The sequence below is a fragment of the Veillonella sp. VA137 genome (assembly GCF_003992015.1).
Taxonomy (GTDB): domain Bacteria; phylum Bacillota; class Negativicutes; order Veillonellales; family Veillonellaceae; genus F0422.
The window spans coordinates 74,086-98,612 of record NZ_RQVK01000007.1 but is presented as its reverse complement, the minus strand read 5'-3'; the positions used below and the strand labels follow the sequence as shown (position 1 = coordinate 98,612).

27 protein-coding genes are annotated in these 24,527 nt (G+C 38.4%); 4 read left to right on the top strand and 23 right to left on the bottom strand.

Features of this window, described 5'->3' with window-relative positions; all coding sequences use genetic code 11:
* Positions 1-134: 134 nt before the first annotated feature.
* Complete coding sequence (locus tag EO116_RS04950) at positions 135-2,453, bottom strand: YadA-like family protein (protein WP_127160893.1); 2,319 nt, start codon at positions 2,451-2,453, stop codon at positions 135-137.
* A gap of 373 nt (positions 2,454-2,826) precedes the next feature.
* On the opposite strand from EO116_RS04950, the gene EO116_RS04945 reads away from it, so the two are divergent.
* On the top strand, positions 2,827-3,798 hold the full coding sequence (locus EO116_RS04945; protein WP_370447267.1) for a sirohydrochlorin cobaltochelatase: 972 nt from the start codon (positions 2,827-2,829) through the stop codon (positions 3,796-3,798).
* A gap of 74 nt (positions 3,799-3,872) precedes the next feature.
* Positions 3,873-4,817, top strand: a complete 945-nt coding sequence (locus EO116_RS04940; protein ID WP_127160891.1) for an ABC transporter substrate-binding protein — start codon at positions 3,873-3,875, stop codon at positions 4,815-4,817.
* 154 nt (positions 4,818-4,971) lie between these two features.
* Here the strand turns inward: EO116_RS04940 and EO116_RS04935 are convergent, their stop codons facing one another.
* Positions 4,972-5,838, bottom strand: coding sequence for a BRO family protein (locus EO116_RS04935; protein WP_127160890.1), 867 nt, complete (start codon positions 5,836-5,838; stop codon positions 4,972-4,974).
* A gap of 250 nt (positions 5,839-6,088) precedes the next feature.
* On the opposite strand from EO116_RS04935, the gene EO116_RS08770 reads away from it, so the two are divergent.
* On the top strand, positions 6,089-6,178 hold the full coding sequence (locus EO116_RS08770) for an ATP-binding protein (protein ID WP_370447266.1): 90 nt from the start codon (positions 6,089-6,091) through the stop codon (positions 6,176-6,178).
* 63 nt (positions 6,179-6,241) lie between these two features.
* Here the strand turns inward: EO116_RS08770 and EO116_RS04930 are convergent, their stop codons facing one another.
* The 18 genes from EO116_RS04930 to EO116_RS04845 form a co-directional block, all read right to left on the bottom strand.
* Complete coding sequence (locus EO116_RS04930) at positions 6,242-6,715, bottom strand: DUF2004 domain-containing protein (protein ID WP_127160889.1); 474 nt, start codon at positions 6,713-6,715, stop codon at positions 6,242-6,244.
* 89 nt (positions 6,716-6,804) lie between these two features.
* Positions 6,805-7,518 carry a DUF4241 domain-containing protein gene (locus tag EO116_RS04925; RefSeq protein WP_127160888.1) on the bottom strand — a complete coding sequence of 238 codons (714 nt, stop codon included), beginning with the start codon at positions 7,516-7,518 and terminating at the stop codon, positions 6,805-6,807.
* 103 nt (positions 7,519-7,621) lie between these two features.
* Positions 7,622-7,822: a hypothetical protein gene (locus EO116_RS04920; RefSeq protein WP_206168324.1), complete on the bottom strand. Its 201-nt coding sequence runs from the start codon at positions 7,820-7,822 to the stop codon at positions 7,622-7,624.
* Between the two features lie 59 nt (positions 7,823-7,881).
* A complete protein-coding gene (locus EO116_RS04915) occupies positions 7,882-8,064 on the bottom strand; it encodes a hypothetical protein (RefSeq protein WP_127160887.1) in 183 nt (60 codons plus the stop codon).
* A 367-nt stretch (positions 8,065-8,431) separates the two neighbouring features.
* Positions 8,432-9,205: an ABC transporter ATP-binding protein gene (locus EO116_RS04910; RefSeq protein WP_127160886.1), complete on the bottom strand. Its 774-nt coding sequence runs from the start codon at positions 9,203-9,205 to the stop codon at positions 8,432-8,434.
* A complete protein-coding gene (locus EO116_RS04905; RefSeq protein ID WP_370447265.1) occupies positions 9,205-10,167 on the bottom strand; it encodes a FecCD family ABC transporter permease in 963 nt (320 codons plus the stop codon). The genes EO116_RS04910 and EO116_RS04905 overlap by 1 nt, the downstream gene beginning before the upstream one ends.
* Before the next feature lie 35 nt (positions 10,168-10,202).
* On the bottom strand, positions 10,203-10,868 hold the full coding sequence (locus EO116_RS04900; RefSeq protein WP_009354093.1) for a precorrin-8X methylmutase: 666 nt from the start codon (positions 10,866-10,868) through the stop codon (positions 10,203-10,205).
* A gap of 10 nt (positions 10,869-10,878) precedes the next feature.
* Positions 10,879-11,631 (bottom strand): precorrin-6A reductase, encoded by a 753-nt coding sequence (cobK, locus tag EO116_RS04895; protein WP_127160885.1) that lies wholly within the window; start codon positions 11,629-11,631, stop codon positions 10,879-10,881.
* Positions 11,628-12,317: a precorrin-3B C(17)-methyltransferase gene (gene cobJ, locus EO116_RS04890; RefSeq protein WP_240629136.1), complete on the bottom strand. Its 690-nt coding sequence runs from the start codon at positions 12,315-12,317 to the stop codon at positions 11,628-11,630. Before cobJ ends, cobK begins: the two co-directional genes overlap by 4 nt.
* Positions 12,314-13,414: a cobalt-precorrin 5A hydrolase gene (locus EO116_RS04885; protein ID WP_240629134.1), complete on the bottom strand. Its 1,101-nt coding sequence runs from the start codon at positions 13,412-13,414 to the stop codon at positions 12,314-12,316. Before EO116_RS04885 ends, cobJ begins: the two co-directional genes overlap by 4 nt.
* Positions 13,414-14,172 (bottom strand): precorrin-4 C(11)-methyltransferase, encoded by a 759-nt coding sequence (gene cobM, locus EO116_RS04880; protein ID WP_127160883.1) that lies wholly within the window; start codon positions 14,170-14,172, stop codon positions 13,414-13,416. Before cobM ends, EO116_RS04885 begins: the two co-directional genes overlap by 1 nt.
* Position 14,173: 1 nt before the next feature.
* Positions 14,174-14,755: a precorrin-6Y C5,15-methyltransferase (decarboxylating) subunit CbiT gene (gene cbiT / locus EO116_RS04875; RefSeq protein WP_062402561.1), complete on the bottom strand. Its 582-nt coding sequence runs from the start codon at positions 14,753-14,755 to the stop codon at positions 14,174-14,176.
* Positions 14,752-15,378 carry a precorrin-6y C5,15-methyltransferase (decarboxylating) subunit CbiE gene (gene cbiE, locus EO116_RS04870; RefSeq protein WP_127160882.1) on the bottom strand — a complete coding sequence of 209 codons (627 nt, stop codon included), beginning with the start codon at positions 15,376-15,378 and terminating at the stop codon, positions 14,752-14,754. Before cbiE ends, cbiT begins: the two co-directional genes overlap by 4 nt.
* Entirely contained in the window at positions 15,354-16,472 is a 1,119-nt protein-coding gene (gene cbiD / locus EO116_RS04865; protein WP_127160881.1) for a cobalt-precorrin-5B (C(1))-methyltransferase CbiD, read from the bottom strand. Before cbiD ends, cbiE begins: the two co-directional genes overlap by 25 nt.
* A gap of 54 nt (positions 16,473-16,526) precedes the next feature.
* On the bottom strand, positions 16,527-17,021 hold the full coding sequence (locus EO116_RS04860) for a YajQ family cyclic di-GMP-binding protein (RefSeq protein ID WP_062402554.1): 495 nt from the start codon (positions 17,019-17,021) through the stop codon (positions 16,527-16,529).
* A gap of 179 nt (positions 17,022-17,200) precedes the next feature.
* Entirely contained in the window at positions 17,201-17,413 is a 213-nt protein-coding gene (gene rpoZ, locus EO116_RS04855; RefSeq protein WP_009354099.1) for a DNA-directed RNA polymerase subunit omega, read from the bottom strand.
* Positions 17,414-17,443: 30 nt separating this feature from the next.
* Positions 17,444-18,076 (bottom strand): guanylate kinase, encoded by a 633-nt coding sequence (gene gmk, locus EO116_RS04850; protein WP_127061051.1) that lies wholly within the window; start codon positions 18,074-18,076, stop codon positions 17,444-17,446.
* A 24-nt stretch (positions 18,077-18,100) separates the two neighbouring features.
* A complete protein-coding gene (locus EO116_RS04845) occupies positions 18,101-18,982 on the bottom strand; it encodes a YicC/YloC family endoribonuclease (RefSeq protein ID WP_127160880.1) in 882 nt (293 codons plus the stop codon).
* A gap of 497 nt (positions 18,983-19,479) precedes the next feature.
* Here EO116_RS04845 and EO116_RS04840 point away from each other — a divergent pair, with 497 nt between their 5' ends.
* A complete protein-coding gene (locus EO116_RS04840) occupies positions 19,480-21,207 on the top strand; it encodes an NFACT family protein (RefSeq protein ID WP_127160879.1) in 1,728 nt (575 codons plus the stop codon).
* Positions 21,208-21,361: 154 nt separating this feature from the next.
* On the opposite strand, the gene EO116_RS04835 is transcribed toward EO116_RS04840, so the two are convergent.
* The 3 genes from EO116_RS04835 to bioD all read right to left on the bottom strand — a co-directional run bounded on the left by EO116_RS04835 (position 21,362) and on the right by bioD (position 24,449).
* A complete protein-coding gene (locus EO116_RS04835; protein ID WP_127160878.1) occupies positions 21,362-22,189 on the bottom strand; it encodes an Rpn family recombination-promoting nuclease/putative transposase in 828 nt (275 codons plus the stop codon).
* A gap of 77 nt (positions 22,190-22,266) precedes the next feature.
* Positions 22,267-23,613: an adenosylmethionine--8-amino-7-oxononanoate transaminase gene (gene bioA / locus EO116_RS04830; RefSeq protein ID WP_127160877.1), complete on the bottom strand. Its 1,347-nt coding sequence runs from the start codon at positions 23,611-23,613 to the stop codon at positions 22,267-22,269.
* Positions 23,614-23,744: 131 nt separating this feature from the next.
* Positions 23,745-24,449 carry a dethiobiotin synthase gene (bioD, locus tag EO116_RS04825; RefSeq protein ID WP_127160876.1) on the bottom strand — a complete coding sequence of 235 codons (705 nt, stop codon included), beginning with the start codon at positions 24,447-24,449 and terminating at the stop codon, positions 23,745-23,747.
* Between the last annotated feature and the right edge of the window lie 78 nt (positions 24,450-24,527).

The window sequence follows — 24,527 nt, the reverse complement described above, 5'->3', positions numbered from 1 at the left end:
AGTATACATTCACTACTCTCATTGTAATATAATCAAATATATTACCGTGTTTTGGTTAACACAAAAAGGCTATAGCTGATACTGTCAGTCTATAGCCTTTGTAGTAGTATAACTACTATTTGCATTCTATTGTATTATTTTAACAACGTCTTTAAAGCTGCTACCTCTTGTTGCAATCGTTCATTTTGTTGTAATAAACGATTGAGTTTTGCCTCTTGTTCTTGCATACGACGCTCTTGTAACTCATTATTAGATTTTTCTAGTGCTAATTCTTCTGAAAGTACTTGTATTGTTGCAGGCGGTGCATATTGTGGTACATCGTCACTACCATGTCCAATTCTAAAAGTAACGCCTCCATTATAGGATCGTTGTTTGCCAGCAAAGGCAATGCCTGCATTAAACATGGTTCCTTCATCTGTATAATGGGCTACCCCTAGGGCCAATCCTGTTTTACCAGAGTTATGTCCCACGCCCGCCATAATTTGCGTAGGTTCTGTCGATTTATACGCCACCGGTTTTAAAGCTGCTAAGGCTGCATTCATAGCATCCCCTTCTCGACTTTCACTACGAAGCGCCTGTACATCTTGACGTACCCCATTCACCAATGTATTCGTTTGGTTCATAATGTCACCCATAGTGTTGTTGATGCTTGTATTAAGTACACGTTTTAATTGGACCACATTAACAGCATCTGTATCTAATGTACCTGCCGCCACATTATTAATTTGGCGAGTTAATCCTAACTCTGCATTACCAACAGATACACCACCTAATGAGCTTTCCCATGCAGAGGCTCCTTGGAAATTACTTTTAATCGCCTGCATAGCCTCTAACTTTTTAGCTTCTGCATCAATAATCTTTCCTCGATGCTCTGCAGTTAAAGTATCTGCAGCATTGCGAATTTCAGAGGTAGCTCCATAGATACGATCATATTCAGCTGTACGAAGTATGGCATTAGATGTATCAATTGTCTCATTCGCCTCTTTAATGATTGCTTTTTGTGCCTCATAAGCTGTTACATCTTTTACAACTGTACTCATATCCATAGCCGCTTTTGTAGTTGGATCATAACCCACTGTGAAAGCTTGACCCGATGTAGAGGATAATGCACCTAATGCTACGGAAGATTCAATTGTACTAGTCGCACCAGCTCCTAATGACACACCTTTAGATGCATGAGACATTGATTTAGTCCCCATAGCAATAGAGTCAACACCATCCGTGATGGTACTCAAACCGATAGCAATGCTTCGATTCTTATCTGCTTTACTTTCTTGTCCTAATGCAATACTTTGTATCCCATTTGCCGCTGCATACAAGCCTATAGCGGCTGCCCCATAGCCAAGTGCACCCGCAGTACCCTCTTTTCTATCCTTCTGCATGCCAATGGAAATAGAATAATGGCCTAATGCTTTAGAGTGTGTACCTAAAGCAGAAGAATAAGTCCCCTGAGAAATACTTGATGTACCTACCGCAGTGGAGTAAGAGTTTACAATTCCTCCCACAATGTCTGTATTTGCTCGACTTTGGTTACCAATCGCAGTGGATCCTATACCTCCTGTACTAGCACCGGTACCGATAGCTGTCGCGCCATAAAAATCGGGAATATTAATAGGGCTTTTTAACTCTGTTTTAGCATCGGCACCGATCGCAACAGATAATCCCGCTTGGGCATTAGAGCTTCTACCAATCGCTATAGAACCACGTGCATTTTTATCATTTGTTTGCGCTCCAGAACCAATTGCAATCGTTTCTGCATCTTGTGCTTTTGCACCATAACCAACTGCTACGGATGTTTCACCGCTCGCTATAGATGCATCACCAAAGGCAGAGCTATGGTTTGCTTTTGCATTGGATGCATGACCCACTGCAGTAGATTGAACTCCTGTAGCATTTGCAAATGCCCCATAGGAAGCAGATCTATTACTAGTAGCTGTAGCACTATCTCCTACAGCTGTTGTATGCGTGCTAGAAGCCAGTGTTTCATTACCAATACTGATAGAGCGATCACCGGTAGCACCAAATCGTTTATTTTCTGTCTCATTGATTGCTACACCAATAGAAATAGCACGGTTACCTGTCGCATAAGAATCGGCTCCCACTGCCACCCCATAATCTCCACTAGATACAGCATACGCACCTACTACAGTAGTATTCACATTCGTTGCCTCTGCTTTTGTACCAATGGCCAGTGCATCTGTATGTGTTGCAGTTGCATTTAACCCAAGAGCCGTCGCATTACCACCGCTAGCTGCGGAGTTAGCACCAATAGCCACCCCTTGGTTACCTGATGCATTGGCATTAGCCCCCACAGCCAATGCTACATGACCTGTTGCACTTGCACCGCTACCGCCAACAACAATGGCTGTATCAGCTGCCATCACTTGTGCCGTCATGGCCCCTACGATAACAGTCATTGCTGCTATTTTCTTTGTATTATGTATAGATTTCATAGATACTTATGTCTTCCTTTCTATTATGTTCTCAGACTTCTTATTGTTCTTGATAATTTTATAACTTGTTAAGTCTATCACAGTGATTTTTTTAAGTCAATAAAATCATAGTGGTTTACTGTCTAAACAGAGAGTGAATGGCCTGTTTGTATCCCTTCATTTTTGTTGATACTCATTGATACCCTAAGTACTAAGATTTTTCATTTGATTATAGCTAACTTTCATGATTATATGTTTATATTTCATTGACACTTATCACAGGTAGGAATATAATAATACATAAGTATGAATAGAGAAATAAAAATTCATGCTTTTGGGTATATTCTAGTTTTAGGTAAGGAGAATTATTATGAAATTCTTTTCTAAAAGCGCTATGATTGCGGCATTAGCAGTAACTGCAGCTTTCGGCGTTTCTCAATCTACTGATGCAGCGTACATGTTAAACTCTGAAGTAAAAGATGCAACTCCAGCATTACAAGAAGCAGCTTCTATTGGTGTTCGCACATACGAAAATCCAATGATGAAAGACGCAATGGATAAAGATGCTATCGTAGTTATGTCCTTCGGCACTACTTTCAAAGATACTCGTGCAAAAACAATTGATGCTACAATCAATGAAATCAAAGCACAACATCCAAATGTGAAAGTAGTCACTGCTTTCACATCCCATATCATCATTGACCGTATTAAGGCTAAAGAAGGTATTACATATCCAACTCCAGAAGAAGCACTAGATCAATTAAAAGCTGATGGATACACTCGTGTTGCTTTAACAACATTAAACATGATTCCAGGTATGGAATATAACTATGCTGGGGCTGTATTCAACCATCATAAACAAGATTTCAAAAAAATGACATTAGGTTTACCTTTAATGTACTGGATGGGCCAAGAAGAACAACGCGATGATATTGAACAAGCATTAAAAGCATACTCTTCCCAATTCCCTATGATCCAAACAAAAGATTCTGCTGTATTGATCATGGCTCATGGTACTCCAGATCCATCTAATGCGTACTATGCAGTAATCCAAGATCGTATCGATTCCATGGGATTCCAAAATACATACCTTTACACAGTTGAAGGATGGCCAAACCTTGAAACAGTAATCCCTCAATTGAAAGAAAAAGGTATCAAACACGTTACATTAATGCCATTAATGATGGTGGCTGGTGACCATGCAAACAACGATATGGCTGGTGACGAACCTGATTCTCATAAAAATATCCTTATGAAAGAAGGATTTACTGTAGATACTTATATCCATGGTGCTGGTGAAAATCAACAAATCCGTGATATCTTTGCAGAACGTGCTTCCGAAGCATATGATGCATTAGTAAAATAATTTACCAACAATACTATAGTACTAAAAACATAAGGGGATACGTTTCGTATCCCCTTATTTGAAAGAAATAAACAATGAAAACATATTTAAAAATTTGTAGTGCTGTTCTACTCTCCACTTCTTTGTTACTAGGTGGATGTACAAAAACAAGCCCTACTACAACCGAAACAACTCGTACAGTATCTTACCAAGATCAGTCCTACACAATCCCTACTAATCCATCCAAGGTAGTAGCTCTATCTAATTCTATTTCCAAAATGATCTATGCTGTAGGTGGCAAAGCCATCGCTCGTGTTGAAAGTAATGAAAAATTACCTAGCGAAATTGAATCATTACCAAGCATAGGCCACACAGCCAATCCTAATATGGAACAATTAGTGGGTCTACATCCTGATTTAGTATTAGGATTACCTAGCCAACATGAAAAATTCAAAGGACAATTAGATAGCAATAACATTCCATCTATTTTGATTAACTACGATGGAATCAATGATAATATTCCACTATTAACATTATTGGGCAATATTTTCCATACAGAAGATAAGGCCAAATCTGTCATCGAAGATTACAATAAAAAAATCGATACTGTGAAAGCTGCTATCCCTAAAGATAAACCTGTCAAAGTTGCTGTATTACGAGCTACTGGTAAATCGGTAACAGCAGAAACTCCATTAGCAATCACGGCGTCCATGGTTCGTGAATTGGGTATTACTAATGTAGTAGAACAACATTTAAAAGATAATGTAACTTCTAAAACAGTGCCTTATTCCTTAGAAACATTAACCGTTGATAACCCGGACATAATCCTTGTTGTTACCATGGGTAAAAAGGATGAAATCAATGCAACCTTTGCCAAAGAAATGACTAGCAACCCAGCTTGGAATCAATTACAAGCTGTGAAAAATGACAAAGTTATTTTCTTACCATCTCAATGGTTCTTATTGAATCCAGGCTTGGAAACACCAGAGGCTATGGCTGAATTAGTTAAGATCATTTATGGTGTGAAAGTACAATTATAGATGATACAATAACAATTTTTAAACTATGGCTTCAAAGTAAATAATAAATAGAATGACCACACTGAGTATGTAATTACTCTTTTGTGGTCATTTTTGTTATAAGGAAATTGACAAGTTATTCGTCCATTTAAAGTTAACTTTTTGGTTTAATTGTTTACTTTGTATCACCTCCATCTTCTGAAGCTTTTGAAACGTCTTCTATTAGTTTACCTAAGTCAATTGCATTTTTTGAAGTAATGACAGGTTTGCCTGTTTTTACTTCGATAGATTTTCTTGCATCTCCAGCAATTGAGCCACCTTCTTTTGCTACCTTTTTGTTTTCTTCTAATCCTTGTGGATGAGTAGCATTAGCTATATCTTTAGTTGCAGTTTCTGCAAGCATATTTAATATAAGCTCTGTTGTAGTCATATTATCTCTAAGATTTTGTTTTTTTAGCCCTTTATGGTCTTTGTATTGTCTTGTTGTCATACCTGACCATGCCTTTGTGATTTCGTTGGTTAGAATTGCATATTCTCTACCTTCTTTAACTCCATGATCTTGCCAAGTATCTGTTAATTCTTTACGTACTTGAATAGCTTGTAGTCTTTGGTTTATCCATTCCCTCGTATATCCTTTTTTTACATATGTTTCTAAGGCTCGATCAATTATTAATTCTGGATCTACTATTTCATCAATTCTTTCTTTTCCTACTTCTGCAAGCCACAGTTTGAAAGGCTCTGCCTTCGGTGATGGAATAGACTGGATAATACGAAATATTCCTTGCATATCTGCTACATCAGTCAAACGCAGTTTACCATCTGTTGCTTTCATTCTCAACTGCTTACAAATTGTAAGCAGTTCACTTCCTTCTCCTTTTAATCTCTTTTTTAATACTGCCCAATAGGTACTGGCACCTCTCGCATTTTCTTGTTCCGTAAGTACTCCAACTATATCAACCACTGAAAAATACCATTCCTCTTTTTCTTCGTCCCAAATAGATCGAATATGGTTACCCTCAAACAATTTTGTTTCGCTATCCATTTATGTCTCCTTTACTTCTCTACCAACGATCTCCCTGTCCTCATGAATTGTAGAACTTTTTCTACAAAAAAGATAATCTCAATTTTACCTTAATTCACAAAATACATATCCTCAATAATATAAAAGACACACTATCTGTTCAGTACCAATCAACTACAAGAAGGCTACTACGATTATCCAGCAACTTACTAAAGAGGTTTTTCGCAGAAAGTTTTAACGTTTTCTCTTCTTCTGACAAGTAGCTAGCGCAATTATTGATCGACTACTTCATCATGTTCATGTCATTAGTATATCTGAAGATTCCTACCGATTACGTCATCATATTCAAATGATGGAGTAATTGTACATTCTTATATTGACATTTACACAAAATATTCTAATAGTTACCCTTTAATTTTAAATTTTAACTTTCCCAAGAAATATCTATAATATCAAGATTCTCATCAAATTTAACAGCTAAAATTTCATCACTTTCTTCTGGAGAAATCATATAATCTACAATCATTACATTCTCTCCATCTGCCCATAATCCAATATTCGTAACTTTCATACATTGTACAAATTCATTTACATCTTCTGGTAAATCAAGTTCTAATTCTTCTTTATGAAATGTAATATATGTATTATCTTCTAATAGATATTCTCCTATTACTTTTCTAGCTTTTTTGTTATATTCACCAAAATTTTGTAAAAACTTCGTAAAATTATCTAATAATTCTGTTGTGATTTTACCTGGTTTACCATACCAAAGTGTTGTATTAATTCCATTTACCTCTTCTTCCCACAATACAACAACATCGTTACTAAATCCCATACCATCGTCTAATCCATTTACTAAATCTAATTCTCCAAAAAATTCATGTTTTATTTTTTCCATATTCTACCTCATTATAATTTTTATTTATTCTGTAAATTCACTTGTTACATCTATCTAATTTAAATTAGACTTTATATCCCCCTTTGAAATTAATTTATCGGTATATACTCTAAAACAATATCACAAAGATTTCCCTTTTCATCATACCCAAAATATACAGGATACTGTCCATCTCCAAAACCAGACTGAATCATAGGAATTGATAAATCTGTATTAGGAATTTTAAAGTTTATCCAGTCTCCATCTTCTCTTTGAAATTTTGGATATTTCACGGCACTTTCTTTAAATTCCTTTGCAAAAAAATCATTATAAATATTTTTTTCAGTATTTTCTTTATACCACTTCTCTACAAAATCACAATATTTATCTCTTGTTTCCACATCAACTATAGTTGCCAATCCTGCATCAACCATAAATCCAAAAATACTTTCATTATCTACACCTTCTAGGTTTTCATCACCTTTTAAAGCTTCATAATAAATCACAGGCTTATTTTCATTAAATTTTACTCTTGTAAGTACATAACGATAGTGTTCTTCTTCAATTTCTACTACCAAAGTTTCAATGCTATACTTTCCTCTTGGTACTTTGGTTAAGTAAGGCTTTTCTGTTCTACTCAACCAAACCAAAGGATCTCTTACCAAAAGTTCTCCCGTAGGAAATATGATTTCTCCCATTTCTAAAACAAATAGTTTTTTTCCATGAATTTCATTTTTTTCAAAAACTTCTGCATAGTTCATAGGGGCAACTAATAAATGTTTTACTGTTTCATATTTTTCAATCCATTCTTTTGTTGTATTCATATATACTCCTTTAAAAATTTATCGTTCTACCCTATTCCTAATCTTTCACCACGTATTTTAAAAGTAGTATCCACATCCATATCAAACATCTTGCTTTTGAAAATTAGATCCAAGAAGCGAATTTAAAAGGAATATCTTTATGTGCGAACGTACCACCACCTCTACCAACTTTTACAAATAAGCCTTTGGCATTTGTAGTCGTTGCCCATTTCTGTGGGGATAATGTAAAGGCATTGCTACCTGCTTCTTTTAAAAACCCCTCTAATTCGAGGGGGTTAAATTCTGGATTATTAAACTTCTCCACAATCCCTAAATATTCGACGGAATTAAAATTATTTGTTAATTTTACTCATTAATATATTGTTATTGCAAGTACTTTTCTAACTGCTGTATACCTAATCGGATTGCCTCGGCTCTACTTGCTTTATATCGATCCATATATTTATCTATTATTGTACTTGTTTTTTCATCTAATCTTACGTGTATTGGTCTACTTTTTGGGTTATCAGTTGGTCGCCCCATCTTTTTCTTTTCCATAATATCCATTGTGCTTTTCCCCTCCTCTATGCTATAGTATAGAGAAAGGGTGGGCAAGCACCCTTTCTACAAATTTGCTTGAAGTCATACTATTTATAGTGTGACTTCTATTTTTTTATTTCTTATCTTATATTGTATCGCTTTCGTAACCCAAAAGTCAAGGAATCTATATAATAAAAAAGCCTATTAACCGTTGATATATCTAGGTCAATAGGCTTTGTATTGTAACTAATTCACGAATACTGTATCATACAATTATTGATTTATATACTAACACCATCAGTACATATCCTAACTCAAAAAACCGGCATAGCCAATGGTTATGACTATGCCGATACACAAAATGATAGATCTCTTGTTAAGTTTTATTCAAGTACTACAACAATCCCTGTATCCGTATATAAGGAAACTCCCCTACTTCTACGTCTGTTCTAACAGCAAATACTTTTTCTAATAATTCTTCAGTCATCACATCTTTTGGTGATCCATCGGCCAAAATCTGTCCTTGATAGAGTACACCGACCCGATGGGAATATTGTGCTGCTTGGTTCAATTCATGAAGAACCATGACAACTGTTAACCCTTCACGACGATTTAAGTCCTGTAATAACTCCATAATCTCCAATTGGTGGTTAATGTCCAAATATGTGGTTGGTTCATCTAAAATTAATACCTTAGGCTCCTGTGCCAATGCCATGGCAATCCATACACGTTGCCGTTCACCACCAGACAAAGAAGATACTAGTTGATTACGCAAATGACTCACTTGTGTGGCCTCTAAGGCAGCATCTACTACTTCTTTATCATGAGATCCTTGTTGCTTCCACCAAGATTGGTAAGGGAATCGGCCACAGTTGACGAGTTCTTCTACTAACATATCTTTTGGGATAGATGGTACTTGTGGTAAGAACGCCATATATCTAGCTAATTCTTTATTCGAATACTCCGTTGCTGCTTTCCCTGCAATTTGGATGGTACCAGTACTTTTAATAGCACTAGTAATGGCATGTAATAAAGTACTTTTACCACAGCCATTAGGGCCGATTAAGGTAGCGATTTCCCCTTCATAGACCGTCCAATCAATACCCCTTAAGACTTCTTTTTCACCAAAGGAGACACGACAATCTTTCACAGAAATTACTGGTTTCATTAGTCATCCCTCCTCAATAAATACAAGAAGAATGGAGCACCGAAGAAAGCCATGATGATACCCACTGGAATTTCAATAGGACTAAACAGTGTACGTCCCACAGTATCGCTAATGACTAGTACAAAAGCTCCTAAGAAGGCAGACCCCGGTAACAGGAATCGATAATCTGTGCCCAACATCATCCGTGCAATGTGCGGAATAATCAATCCTACGAAGCCAATCAAGCCCGCTACTGATACGGCACTGGCTGCTAGTAATGCTGCCACGGCAGTCATCATAAACCGTGTTTTTTCAACGGCTAAGCCTAAACTGCGTGCTGTTTCATCGCCTAAGCTGAGTATGGTCAATCGTTTTGCCCCTAAGAAGGCAAATAACAAGCCCCCTATGGTATACGGAATTAAGACATATACTTGTGGCCAACTACGAGCGGCTAGACCACCCACCATCCATAATAATGCCCCTTGTACGCGATCCCCGTAGAACACAAGCAAGGCAGATATCATGGACCCTAGGAATGCAGCTACCGCCACACCTGCCAAGATAATACGGCTTGGTCGTATGCCCTGTTTCCAGGCTAGGGCATACACAAGAATGGCTGCCGTCAAAGCGCCAATAAAGGCGATGAATGGCACTGCATATTCTAGGTAAGGAAATAGAATCAATACAATCACACCAGCTAATCCTGCGCCTGAGGAAACACCTACGATTTGCGGATCTGCTAATGGATTTTTCATAACTGCTTGTAAAATAGCACCTGCTACTGCTAGATTTGAGCCTACTAGGGCCGCTACTATATTTCTCGGTAAGCGAATGTTCCATATAACTAGTGAGTTCGTATCAGATAAAGTGGGAGACCACAATGTATGCCAAATTTGAGCCAATGTAGTCTGGGCGGACCCAAATACTAATGATAAGATTAGGGCAGCAATCGCTGCTGCCCCAAACACTAGAACGAGAAACATACGCCATGCATTGCGTGTTTGACTCGTTCTATTCATTATTTCTTTTCTTTTCCTTCTACAAATAACATGTCGTTACGTTTTACATCTGTGTAGAACAATGCGTTAACAACGGATGCAGCAATGGAGCTACCACCTTTGTTACCTTGAATTGTAATATAAGGAACTGGAGATACTTCTGCTAAATAATCTTTAGATTCTGCAGCGCCTACGAAGCCTACTGGAATCCCGATAATCAAAGCAGGACGAATACCTTCTTCTAAGGCAAGGCGCAATACTTCGTATAAAGCAGTTGGTGCATTACCGATCGCCACGATTTGGCCTTCTAATTCTTTACCGAATGTACGCATCGCAGCAATAGAGCGTGTCACGCCTAATTCTTTTGCCATTTCAGCCACTTTTTCGTCACGAATTAAGCAATGTGCTTCACTGTTATGAAGTTTCAACGCTGGTTTAGAAATCCCTGTGCGCACCATTTCCACGTCAGTGTAAACATGAGCGCCATTGTTAACAGCTGCAATACCTGCCGCTACAGCACCTTCACTAGTACGGAATAATTTCGCATATTCTACGTCACCAGACGCATGAATGGTACGAGATACTACACGAATTTCGTCCTCAGTAAATCCCATGTCTTTCACATATGGGTAAATAATTTCCATACTTTTATCTTCAATTGCTTTCGGGTTTTTAATGTAATCCATCGTAATCCTCTCATATAGTTTTAAATTCTTCTACTGTTGAAATTGTCACTGCCCCTTTCGCCGGTGTTGGGCGATCGATAACAATGACATGAACATCTAAATCGATAGCAGCTTGTAACTTAGTGTCTGAACCTCCTACAAGGCCAGAGTTTTTCATCACTACTACCTCTGCTTTTGTATCTTGGAACATAACCTTATTCATGTTATAAGAAAATGGTCCTTGCATAGCGATGGTATGCTTAGGAGATACCCCTAAATCTTCCATCATTTGTAGCACTTCCGCCGTCGGTAATACACGGGTCCATACTTCTGCATCTTGTAGAGCTTCAGACTTGGCGAAGACATGCATAGTTTTGCTACCTGTCGTAAGATATACCACTTTACCTAGTTTACCCGCTAAAGTAGCTGCCTCTTCCTCATTACTCACATGATGTAATTTATCATACTCTGGCAATGGCACTTCTTTCCGTTCAAAACGAATGAAAGGAATCTCCAAATCTGCTGCTGCCTCACGAGCTGTGGCCGTCACAATTGCTGCATAAGGATGACTTGCATCGACGAGCATGGTAATGCCTTTATTTTTTATGAGAGCTTTCATCTCTTCAAGGTTCAATCGCCCTTCGTGTACTTCAATACCTGGATGGGATGCCAACTGTGCCCCATACTGGCTCACTACGGACACCAACACAGGTAATCCTGTATGTTCTTGCACTACTACTGCTAGGTTACGGCCGTCTAATGTGCCCGCTATAACCCAAATCACAGTTTATATCCTCGTGGTGTAATGATTTGACCATTTTCCACGTATGTTTGGCTATTACCAATGATAACTAATGTTTGCATATCGATTTCTTCTTTGTGGAAATGTTCTAAATCAGAAATGATAATATGTTGACCTGCACGGCCTGCTTTTTGTACGATACCCACTGGTGTTTTAGGGTCACGATGTTGCAATACTAGTTCACGAACTTCATCTAAGTGGGTGATACGTTTTTTACTGCGTGGGTTGTATAAAGCGATAACCATATCACCTTCGGCACACAGTGCGGCACGTTTTTTGATTAAATCCCATGGTGTCATTAAATCACTTAAACTGATAACAGCGAAGTCATGCATCAATGGTGCTCCCAACACAGCTGCTGCCATGTTCACAGCACTCAAACCTGGTACGATATGTACAGAAGGGCGTTTTTCTTCTGCCACTTTATTAGCCAATTCAATCACGAGACCAGCCATACCGTATACACCAGGGTCACCACTGGATACCACAACCACTCTATAACCTTCTACAGCCAAGTCCACTGCTTGTTGGCAACGATCCACTTCTTGCATCATGCCTGTTCCTACAGTCACTTTGTCTGCTACCAAATCTTTAATCAAATCTAAATAGGTAATGTAACCTACCACACGATCTGCTTGTAAAATGGCTTCACGTGCTTCTGGTGTCATGAATTCTGGGTTACCTGGTCCGATTCCGATGACTTGTAATGAACCCGTGCAATGGCTACGGTTGTTCTCGGAAATATGGTTTTGTGCTGCAGTAGCTCCTGCCCCTGCGCTAGTAATAGTGCTGTCGTTTCGCATACGTTTCCTACTCCTATAGTTTGTTTAACAAAATTTGATTCAATAATCTGTGCCTCTTCAATACAAGGGGCCATTTCTTCTTGTGTATAAAATTGGATAGGCCATTTTAGTGTTTCCATGGCTTCCAATAATCCTATTTCATCAGCTTTTACGATGACTGAGGCCGCTCCTTTGACGCTTAATGGGGATCGTCCTACATTTTGCAATGATTCTGATACAGCTGAAAGTATCAATTCTTTCGGTGTATCACGACGGCATCCGATACCTACCGTCATAGTCGGTGGTCGCAGCACCAGTGTGACACCTATACAATCAATGGTTCTATCTGTAATCACAATCTTTGGCTCATCCCCCCATGGGAATGGTTCCTCTGGGTGAAAGAGTGCATAGTCCACTTGATGTGCTTGTACAGCCCTTTCAAAGTCATCTGCCAAGGTGCTATCCAAATAATATTTAACAGCATCACCATTGACGATAGCTGCATTCACCTTAATAAGCATAGAGAAGTCTTCTACCTTAGCACCAATTTTTCGGGCCAATACATCTGGTGCAGGCAACTGATTCACGTCTGTAGCTGTCGTAATCACCGGAGTAGCACCGGTAATCATTGCCACCTCACTAGTCCATTCATTAGCACCACCTAGGTGTCCAGATAAGAGGCTAATCACAAAGTGACCACCTTCATCCATCACTAATATGGCTGGATCTTCCGATTTATGCTTTATGAAAGGTGCAATCATACGTACTACAATGCCTGTAGCCATGATAAATAAGATGCGGTCATAGTCTTTCCACAAGTTTTCAATATGTGCTTTCAAGGAAGAAAAGGATATGGCAGTGTCTCCACTTTCACGGTCTTCCTTTTCATAACAATCTACCACATGATCATGCGCATAGGCACTACGTACTTGTTGGCCTAGTTTAGCCCCACGTTTTGTAACAGATACGATAGCAATCTTCATTACTTAGCATCTCGATACATATGGGCAAAACCTTTATCATAGAGTTTAGATAGTTCATAATCTGTATCTAACACACGGCTTACCACTATCATAGCTTGGCGAATAACACCTTCTTCTGCCACCACATCAGCAATGGTTTCTAAAGTACCGCGAATGATGCGTTGATCTGGCCAAGATGCTTTCACAACGATAGCCACAGGTGTTGTTTTATCATAGCCACCTTCGATTAATTCTGCTGCCACTTTATCAATCATTTGGACAGACAAGAAAATACACATAGTCGCACCATGGCTAGCCAACATAGATAATTTTTCTTTCTCCGGCATAGGTGTTCTGCCTTCCATGCGAGTGATGATGACAGTTTGGGTTACATTTGGCAATGTGTACTCTTGTCGCAAGGCTGCTGCCGTAGCTAAGAAGGAGCTTACCCCTGGTGTTACATCGTAGGTAATTCCCATTTCTTTTAAGGCATCCATCTGTTCTTGGATAGCTCCGTAGATAGCAGGGTCACCAGTATGTAAACGCACTACCGTTTTACCTTCTGCTACACTAGCTTTTGTGACTGCTAATACATCATCTAAGCTCATAGAGGCAGAATTATGTATTTCACAGCCTTCTTTACAAGCTTCTAAAATCGCTGGATTCACCAAGGAACCAGCGTAAATTACTACATCTGCTTCTTGTACCAATCGATACCCCTTACGGGTAATTAATTCTGGATCGCCAGGGCCTGCGCCCACGATATGTACTTGTGCCATATTATGCCTCCTGTTTCACTGCAGTTACGATAAAAATAGGGCTCAATGGGTTTAACAAATGGTACGGGCCAGCCTTTCTGAAACGGCTCACTTGCATTTGAAACCCTTCATAAGTATACGGTCTACCTTTTAGTTCTTTTAAAATGGTATATCCTGTTTCCATAGTCACAGCAGTTACTACAAGACGACCGCCCACTTTTAACAACCGTGTGGCTTCGTCCATAATCGTCCCCATACCACCAGCGCTACCACCGATGATAACAGCGTCTAATTCTGGTAAATCTTCCATACCTTCTGGCGCTTTGGCTTCAATAATTGTTAAGTTTTTTACGCCAAATTTTTCTTGATTTTGACGAATTAAGTCTGTTGCTTTCTCAAAGCGTTCAATAGCATACACATGTCCTTTCGGAGCAGCTATGGCAGCCTCAATCGAAATGGAACCAGTACCAGCTCCCACATCAAGAACCACGCTATCTTCTTCTACACGAGCTGCATTCATAACTACCATACGAATTTCTTTTTTCGTCATGGGCACATCGCCACGAATAAATTCCTCGTCTTCAATTCCAAAAAAATGTCTCATCCTAATACCACCATTACGGAGTGCCCAAAGCCCTCCAATTTCTGTAATTCTTCTAATGTACCGCGTTCAATACGCTCATCTTCATAACTCAATCGTTCACAGGCTGCCGCTTTTGTATCCTTCGGCCAACCATGCTCTTCGATTAAATATCTTGCAATATACGCAGGATTTTGTTCGGGATCCGTTAAGAAACCCAACTTACGTCCTTCTGCATAATACAAATCTTTTTCCTCTGGTCGACGACCGTGAAAGCTCATTAAATCTGCATTGTGCCATACTTCTCCAAGTCTAGCAAAGGCAAATGTCATAGAACTTATACCCGGTGTCACATCAATAGGATTGTTAGGAAACTTAGTTTTTAAATACGGCAATAAAGAATAATATCCTGTATCACCGCTGACTAAGACTACAATGTCATTAGATTGCAGTTGTTGTCCCATCCACTCTGCCATAGGTGCTAATTTAGCAATAGGAAAGGTTTTCTGACCTGGCTGAGCAAAATCTTCTAATGCTCGCTCACTTCCTACCAGAACTTTAGCCTGTTTGATTAGATGTAATCCTCTAGGTACTACATACTCTGGATTCCCAGGGCCAATACCTACGACATACAAGGTATGTGCCATGATTCTTCTTCTCCTATTTCCTTCGCTACCTCATCGATGGCCAATATAGTGCCATCTAAGGTAGATATGATAATACCAACCTTTGCATCTTGCGCAATATAGCGCATAGAGCGCAAGGACGCCCGCTCCGCAACGCGCTGATAAATGCCCTCTAGGTGCTCCCGTTCAATAATTGGCATAGCTGCTTCTGTAGTTCGGCACTCCATCAACTCTTCACAAACTTCTCGAGATGCCCCTTCTAAGGCTGCATAGGCCACGATCGTTTCCATACGTCCATCACTCATGCGATTATGGGTATGAAAGCTACCGCTAGCCAATTTAATAATTTTACCGATATGACCAATGATGAGGATATTTTTGAATCCAATTTTGACACATTGTTCTAACATAAAACCGATAAAATTACTTGTTTCTGCCATTTGATTGATAGAAATCCCAAGTTGTTCTTTTGCAATTTCTTGACCAATACGCCCCGGCACTAAGATAGCTGTTGTATAGCCTGCTTCTTTCATGACACGCAATTGCGGTACTAAAGAGTTTTTGAACCCTTCTTCACTCATTGGTTTTACAATACCTGTTGTACCAATGATGGAAATACCACCTTCTATACCAAGAGTGCCATTTAATGTCTTTCTAGCTAATGTCTCCCCCGCTGGTACGGATACTTTCACATGAATGCCCATGCCCTTAGGTACTAATTCCTCGAATACATAGGAAATCATCGTTCTAGGGCCCGGATTGATAGCAGGTTCTCCTACAGGTAAGGCTAGGCCCGGCTTAGTCACTATACCCACTCCAAATCCTGCATCATACGTAATATTTCCCGATTGATTTAATGTCACCGTGGTCACAATATCTGTACCATGTGTTACATCTGGGTCATCCCCACCATCTTTCACAACGGTTACCATAGCCTCAGTAGGCGATATTACTTCTACCTTCGCAATAGGCACAGTAATGAAAGCATCTTGAGGGTTTCGTATAGAAACTTGATCAACTATTTCTTCTTCGATTAGGGCTAAGAGTCCAGCTTTCACCCCTGCTGTTGCACAGGAACCAGTGGTGTATCCACCACGCATATCTTCAACGTTCATAGTCCCTCACATGATAAAATAGGAGCATCTATTGGGTGATGCTCCTCTATTTGATTAAGAACGGAAATTCACAAATTGTAATTCTACAGGCAAGTCTTGCTCACGAAGCATGGTAATCACTGCTTGTAATTGATCTTTATCTTTACCTGCTACACGTACTTGGTCTTCCATAATTTGAGCCGTCACTTTTAATTTCATATTTTTAATTAATTTGACAACATCTTTAGCCACCTCTTTAGAGATACCATTCTTAATGGTCACAACTTGACGTACAGTACCGCCGGATGCTGGTTCAATTTTACCATATTCTAAGTTTTTAATAGCAACATTACGTTTTACCATTTTACCTTTTAGCACATCGATGATAGCACCTAATTTGTATTCATCATCACAATGAATTTTAATGGTATCACCATCATGTTCTATATCTGCTTTACTATTACGGAAATCATAGCGTGTGCCGATTTCTTTTTTCGCTTGATTTACTGCATTATCTACTTCTTGCATATCCACTTCGGATACAACGTCAAATGAACAATCTTTAGCCATATAAACCTCCAATAATTATTTACATGAACAGTTTAATTATACCCTACTTCCCTTATATTTTCTACCTTTAGAGTACGTTTTATTATAGTTTTTAGGAATGTGGTATACGTTAAAAAAATACCTAATGAATACAGTTTTAATTCCTCTATTCATTAGGTATCTAGTATCGTTATATCAAATTATTTTACGCCATCTTTTGTGCGTTCAAACCCTACTTGTTCTGCAGCGATTTCATATAAAGCAATAGATACAGGATTTTCTGTTCCTACTTCACCTACAAGGGATGGATCTCCATCTGTCAATTCACGAGCACGCTTAGCTGCTAATGTTACCAACGTGTATTTACTATCCACTTGTTTTTCCAAATCTTTTAAATGCGGTTCTACCATCATAATGAAAGTCTCCTTTGTCTACTTACTATATTATTGCTGTCCTTGCTCATTGCTATAACGTTTATAAATGTATTGAATCTTTTCTTTGTTGCGACTAATCTTACATGTTTCAGCCCGCAAGATAGATGCTGTTCGTTCAATGGCATCTTCCAAATCATCATTCACCACTATGTAGTCGTAACGATGTGCTAATGCTAATTCTGAACAAGCTAAAGATAAACGTTTATGAATCACTTCTTTATCATCCGTACCACGACCATGCAGACGAGATGTTAACACATCTAAGGATGGTGGCACAACGTAGATAAAGACAGCATCGCTGTAGGATTCTTTTACCTTCATAGCGCCTTGAATATCAATCTCCAAAATCACGCTCTTACCTTCTTCTAATAAGTTCATGACGTGCTCTTTCGGTGTACCATAGTAATTATCGTACACTTTTGCATATTCTAAGAATGCATCTTCTTTGATTAACTTTTCAAACGTCTCTACATCTCGGAAGAAATAGCTAATACCCTCTTCTTCACCCACTCGTGGTTGACGTGTGGTCATTGATACAGAATAGACCAAGTTTGGCATTTGTTTGCGGAGTTCTGCACAAATCGTGCCTTTTCCTGCCCCAGATGGTCCTGAAATGACGATTAATATTCCTTTATCAGACATGATAACTCCAATACTACTTACATATTATTCTATATTCTGAATTTGCTCTCTTACTTTTTCTAACTCTACTTTCAATTGTACAACTGTATCTACAATTGTAATTTCATTCCCCTTAGATCCCATGGTATTGACCTCACGGTTCATTTCCTGTAACAAGAAATCTAACTTGCGTCCAATAGGCCCTTCTTCCTCAAGGATTTCCTTTAATTGTACCACATGTGAGGCAAATCGGGCAATCTCTTCTGAAATATCTACTTTATCTGAAAGTATAGCCACCTCTTGCATAAATCGTTCTTCTTGAAAGTCTACGCCCACTTTATCTAGCATAGTTTGGATTCGTTGCAATAATCGCTCTTCATGGTGCGCTAAGGCCACATCCCTTCGACTTTCCATGTAAGCGAATAATGTTTCAATCCCTTGTAGGCGTTTCGTAATATCTTCTTTCATCGCAACGCCTTCTTTGGCACGCATCGCAAGAACACCATCAATGGCCAATTTTGTTGCCTCTTCTAAAGCTCGTCCTATCGCCTCTTCATCAGTAGGTGGTTCTTCAACAGAGATCCACTCCGAAGAAATGGACATAATCGCCGATAGAGGAACCTCTTTCACATCTGCATAGAATCCTTCTTCTACCAAAAATTGTTTAATCTGTCCACATAAGGCTCGGTTCATAAATAATTCTTTCTTTTGTTCGCCGGACTCTTTGTATAAAATAGACACCTCTACCTTACCACGTTGAAAAGCAGATTGAATTAACCGTCGTACTTTTTCTTCAAAGATATTAAATTGTTTAGGACTTTTAATTGTAATATCACAATATCTTGTGTTTACCGTTTTTATCTCTACTTGAAAACTTCCTGTTTCTGTAGTCACTATGCCGCGACCAAAGCCTGTCATACTGTTCATGGATTTACCTCGCGTTTCCGTTCTATTTCTTATCTTTCAGTATAGCACGGTAAGACTAAAAATAAAACGTTTTATTTGCTCTAATCTATATCGACCATAACGTTAATATAGTTAGAAATTTTATTTCACTGCTAATCCAAATATGCATTATCCTTCTCTTATATATCGCTCTCAATGCAACATCAAGTTTAACGATGTCTCTATTCAGCTATATTTTGGCTGTCATACCTTTAATTCAAAACATACCTATATCTACTAGTTCTAGATTAGTGTATACTAGTATAGGGATGGTTTTTAAAATTTATCCCCTTCTTAATAAATAGTACATGCGCATTGTATCCCTAGTAAGATACCATGTAATGTCAATTATTTTTTTAATCTTATAAATACATAGCTATGTCTTTTGTATAGTTTTGTATAGTATCGGAGTATGATTTCACTGATATATTACACTTTCAGATATAGCAATACAATACACCTATAACGAAAGGATTCCCATGAATTTAGATGGTTTAACATTATCTGTATTGATACGAGAACTGAACGAGCAAGTCGGAAACGGTCAGATTCAACGTATTCAGCAGATCGATAAAACAAGTATACTTTTAAAAATTAATACACCTACCACAAGTCCCTACTTGGTGATTACCGTAGGCAGTGCTCCGTCCATCTATGTTACAGATACGATAGTGGATGCCCCAAAGGAGCCCACCTCACTTATTATGTATTTACGGAAACACATTGAAGGAGCTCGTATCACAAATATTGAGCAACTACACGGGGACCGTATCATCCGTATCACCGCTGACAAATTAGGCTTAGATGGTTCCATCGTTGTAAATGAAATCTATGTAGAACTAATGGGCAAATATTCCAACTGCATTTTCGTGCAAGATGGCACCATTTTAGAATCCCTTGTTCATGTGACACCACTTATGAACCGTGTACGTTCTGTGGCGCCTAAATTACCCTATGAATTACCTCCTAATACATCTCGTGTGGATCTTATGCAGTTCTCCGGTCCTGAGATCACACAATTACTCCAATCCTTTTCACAAGAAACAGTAGCCAATACCATTCGTCATATCTTCAATGGCTTTGGTCCAGTTTTATTAGATGATCTATGTTATCGTATGGGGCTAACTCCTACGACACCAATGGCATCAGAGCTCATCAACAGTATCACCGAAGGACTTACTAATTTGCAATCCCAACTTCTTAGGGCACAAGGATTATTGCAATACACCACGGCTACTGGTAAACGTTTGTTAACGCCTATCCCACTCTGTGAAAGTTCTCCCCACACCATTGTTGATACTACCCAGTATCCAACAATTTCTGAGGCCCTTTCACAGGACGTGGCAAAGTTAGGAGCCATACATACGGCAGGAAAAGAGTTAGAAAAAATTATTTCCGCCGCTATCAAAAAAGAGGAAGGTCGTCACGAAAAAATTAAAGCTGAACTAGACGACACATCCAAAGCGGATATGTATAAATCCTATGGGGATTTGCTCATGATTTATAGCTACTTGCCTCATCACTATGAGTCGGAAGTGACGGTGCAAAATGTTTTATCTGACTCGACTGAAGATATTACAATCCCATTGGATCCTCCATTATCCATTACAGAAAATGCCCAGGCCTATTATAAACTATATCGTAAGATGAAAAATCGCATGAAAAATGGTCAATACCAACTAGAACAAAGCACCATGCGCCTTTCGTATTTGGAATCCATTCAATACAGTTTATCTTTGGCTACGACCAAGCAATCTGTTCAAGAAATTCGCAGCGAATGTGAAAGTGCAGGCATTTTGCGTCAATCTAAAAAGCCGATTCCTTTCAAGATTAAAAAAGATAATTTCTTGCACTTTACTATTCCTAATGGTGACGTATATGTAGGACAAAATAACCAGCAAAATGAATACCTCACCAACCGCTGGGCAAAACCTAATGACCTATGGTTACATACACAGCATATACAAGGATCTCACGTTATCTTACGGTCTAACGTTGAGCCAGATATTAAAATGATTGAAGCCGCTGCGCAAATCGCTGCGTACTTTAGCAAAGGAAAAGATACATCAAAGGTAACCGTGGACTACACCTTAGTGAAGCACATTAAAAAGCCACCTGGATCTCCTTTGGGGTATGTTATTTTTAATACGCACAACGACATTGTGGTAGAACCGAAAGCACCTGAGGGGTATATAGAAAACAACTAGTTTAGAATATCTTACATGCAAGATAGAAGGCTCTTTGTAATCTAATAGAGCTACTGATTCCTAACAACATAATCAGAATATAGAAAAGGCTGTAAGCATTCAAACCGTTTGCTTACAGCCTTTTTATCATTCTAATTCATTATCTATAGCACTTCTATAACAATGCATTCATTTTGCCAATTTCAGTAATTTGTTCTACTGTTAATTTTGTAATACGAGAAATCATCTCTACGGACAATTTCTCTTTAAGCATTCCAATAACAGCTTCTACCTTACCTTCAGTTCGGCCTTCTTCTCTACCTTCTTCTCGTCCTATTTCAATTCCCTCTTTTAATTTTCGATCCATTTCAAATGCTAACGTCATATAATCTCGCCTCCATTCATCACATTGTTTTATCGTATGAACTTCACTATCAATCTCACACATCAGACTATCTTCAGGTTCTTTTCCATCTATATAATCTAAAAAATATTTTAAGGGTTTAGAGATATCATCCAATTCACCCTTAGTACTCAAGAAAATCTTATGAGTTCCATCATTCAAGTGTCTACACGTATTCTGCAAGCATACATTTTTAAAGTCATACTTATGAAGCTTATCTGGATATACCTCAAATGTACATATAAAAATAACGTATACATCGTTTAGTTCTGAATAGTGCTGTCCCTTTTCTAAACTATCAATATCTATCGCACTTTGATAATAACGAGCCCTTTTGACAAGCTCCTTCATATCTTTGCTAGTCTGCATTTCAATGTTAAAGATAGTTCCTTCATCATCATTGACAAATACATCTAGTCGCACACTCTTACTATCTAAGCGAACATCAATAGTCTTCTCTTCTTCCAGATATTCAATATCCTTAATATCAATATCCAAAAGTCTTTCTATCGTTTGCTTGCAAATGCGTTTATTACGCATCACTTTCTGAAAGATAAAATTATCTTGTATCGTAAGATCTTCAAAAGGCTTGATAGACATAGGATTCACACTCCTTTTTCTATCTAAATTATAGCATAAAGATGATCGTTTAACGAGTTATATTTAATGATTTAAGCTTATCCCAATACATCTGCCATAGCTTGTACTGTTCGTTCGATGGCGATATCTATGATCTCTTTATCAATGGTTAAAGGTGGATTGAAATAGATAACATTTCCTAATGGACGTAATAATAGACCTCTATCCAATGCTTTTTTATAAATCTGATAGCCCATGCGCAAGGAGCCATCAAATCCTTCTTTTGTTTCTTTATTGGTAACAAGTTCGATGGCATTTATTAATCCCATACGACGGATTTCTCCTACATTGGGATGATTACCTAAGGCTTTCACTAAAGCATCATGTAAATAGTTACCCATTTCCTCAGCTTGTTCCAAAATATGTTCATCTCGCAACGTATCTAGTACTGCCAATGCTGCGGCACAGCCCAATGGATTACCACTATAGGTATGACTATGCATGAACGCTTTCATCGTATGGTAATCATCGTAGAAGGCCTGATAAATTTTTTCAGCTACTACTGTAATTGACATCGGCATATAGCCACCAGTCAATGCTTTGGAGACAGTCATAATATCTGGAGAAACTCCTGCATGGTCAAAGGCAAATAACTTGCCTGTACGACCAAATCCTGTAGCAATTTCATCAGCAATCAGTAACACTCCATAACGGTCGCACAACTCACGTAGTTTACGTAGGTATTCTGGCGGATACATTTTCATACCTGCACAACCTTGAATCAATGGTTCGACGATAACAGCTGCTAATGTGGAACCATGTTCTGCAAAATCTTTTTCCATATGCTCAAAACATTCACAGGAACAAGTCTCACGAGTTTTATCATAAGGGCAACGATAACAGTCTGGTCCTTGTGTATGGATTGTTTGATCCATCAACATTGGTTTGTAAATTTCTGCAAATAGATCCATACTGCCTACAGATAAAGCACCAATAGTTTCACCATGGTAACTTTCACTAAGACATAAGAATTTTTGACGTTCTGGATGACCTGTTTGATAGTGATATTGAAACGCCATTTTTAAGGCACATTCAACAGCACCAGACCCATTATCACTAAAGTGAAAGCGTGTTAATCCTTCTGGCACTACTTCTTTCAATCGTTCCACCAGCGTAATGGCAGGGCGATGACTAAAGTTAGCAAAAATAACATGCTCCAATGTATCTAATTGGCTTTTAATAGCCTCGTTTACTTTTGGATGACAATGACCCAATAAATTACACCACCAAGAACTTATGATATCTATGTATTCTTTTCCCTCTACATCATATAAATAACAACCTTTTGCATGGTCGATCACAATAGGTGGCAATGTTTCATAATCTTTCATTTGAGAACATGGATGCCAAATTAATTCTAAATCCTTTTTTGCCCAATCTTTCATGTGTATACCTATACCTCTCGTACAAATGCTAATGATTAATTTAATATACTTAAACACCAGTAAAGTCAGTGTGCCTATGTTGTAATATTAACATGATAAAGCTATGTAAATAAAACATCCCAAATACTTAGTTATGCATGGGGATTCACTATATGATCATAGCAATCTAACATAGTTTTCACATCCATATGCAATGATGTCGCACCAGGTCCTACTCTATCTAACACAGAAACCCCTGTCAATCGTTCTATCATCACACAATTATCTTCTTCCATTGTGTTTCCTGTATATTGATTCACAATAATTCCTTTTACAGGTATACCTTTGGATTGCAAATAATGGATTGTTAATACAGTGCTATTAATTGTGCCCAGTGCAGCAGTAGCCACCACAATAGTTGGCAAGCCTAAATCTTTTACTACATCTTCTAGCATATATAGCTCTGTATCTGTTACATATAGAGGACAAATAATGCCACCACTACCTTCTACAGTTGTATAGGCATGTGATCTAGCGACGTTACAGAAATTTTGGGTCACCACACTTCTGTCAATCACTTTTCCTTCATGACGAGCCGCTAAATGGGGAGATACCGCCTCACCAAATACATAGGACAGTAACGTTTCATCATCCTGTGAAAGTCCTGCCACTTGTTTTACATAGCCTGCATCGCTTTCAGAAATGCTAGGGGCACCGCTAACCGCTGCTTTATAATATGCCACATCATGGCCAGCTTCATGAAGTTTTTTAAGCCATAGAGCAGTGATATATGTTTTACCTACATCTGTTCCTGTTCCTAATATATATAAACCTTTTGGGCTTTGAGTTATTGTCATGATTTTATCCTTTCCTACGGTGTTCATCACCTGCGGTGACTTTCACAATTATCAACATAAGGTGCATACCAACCTGTA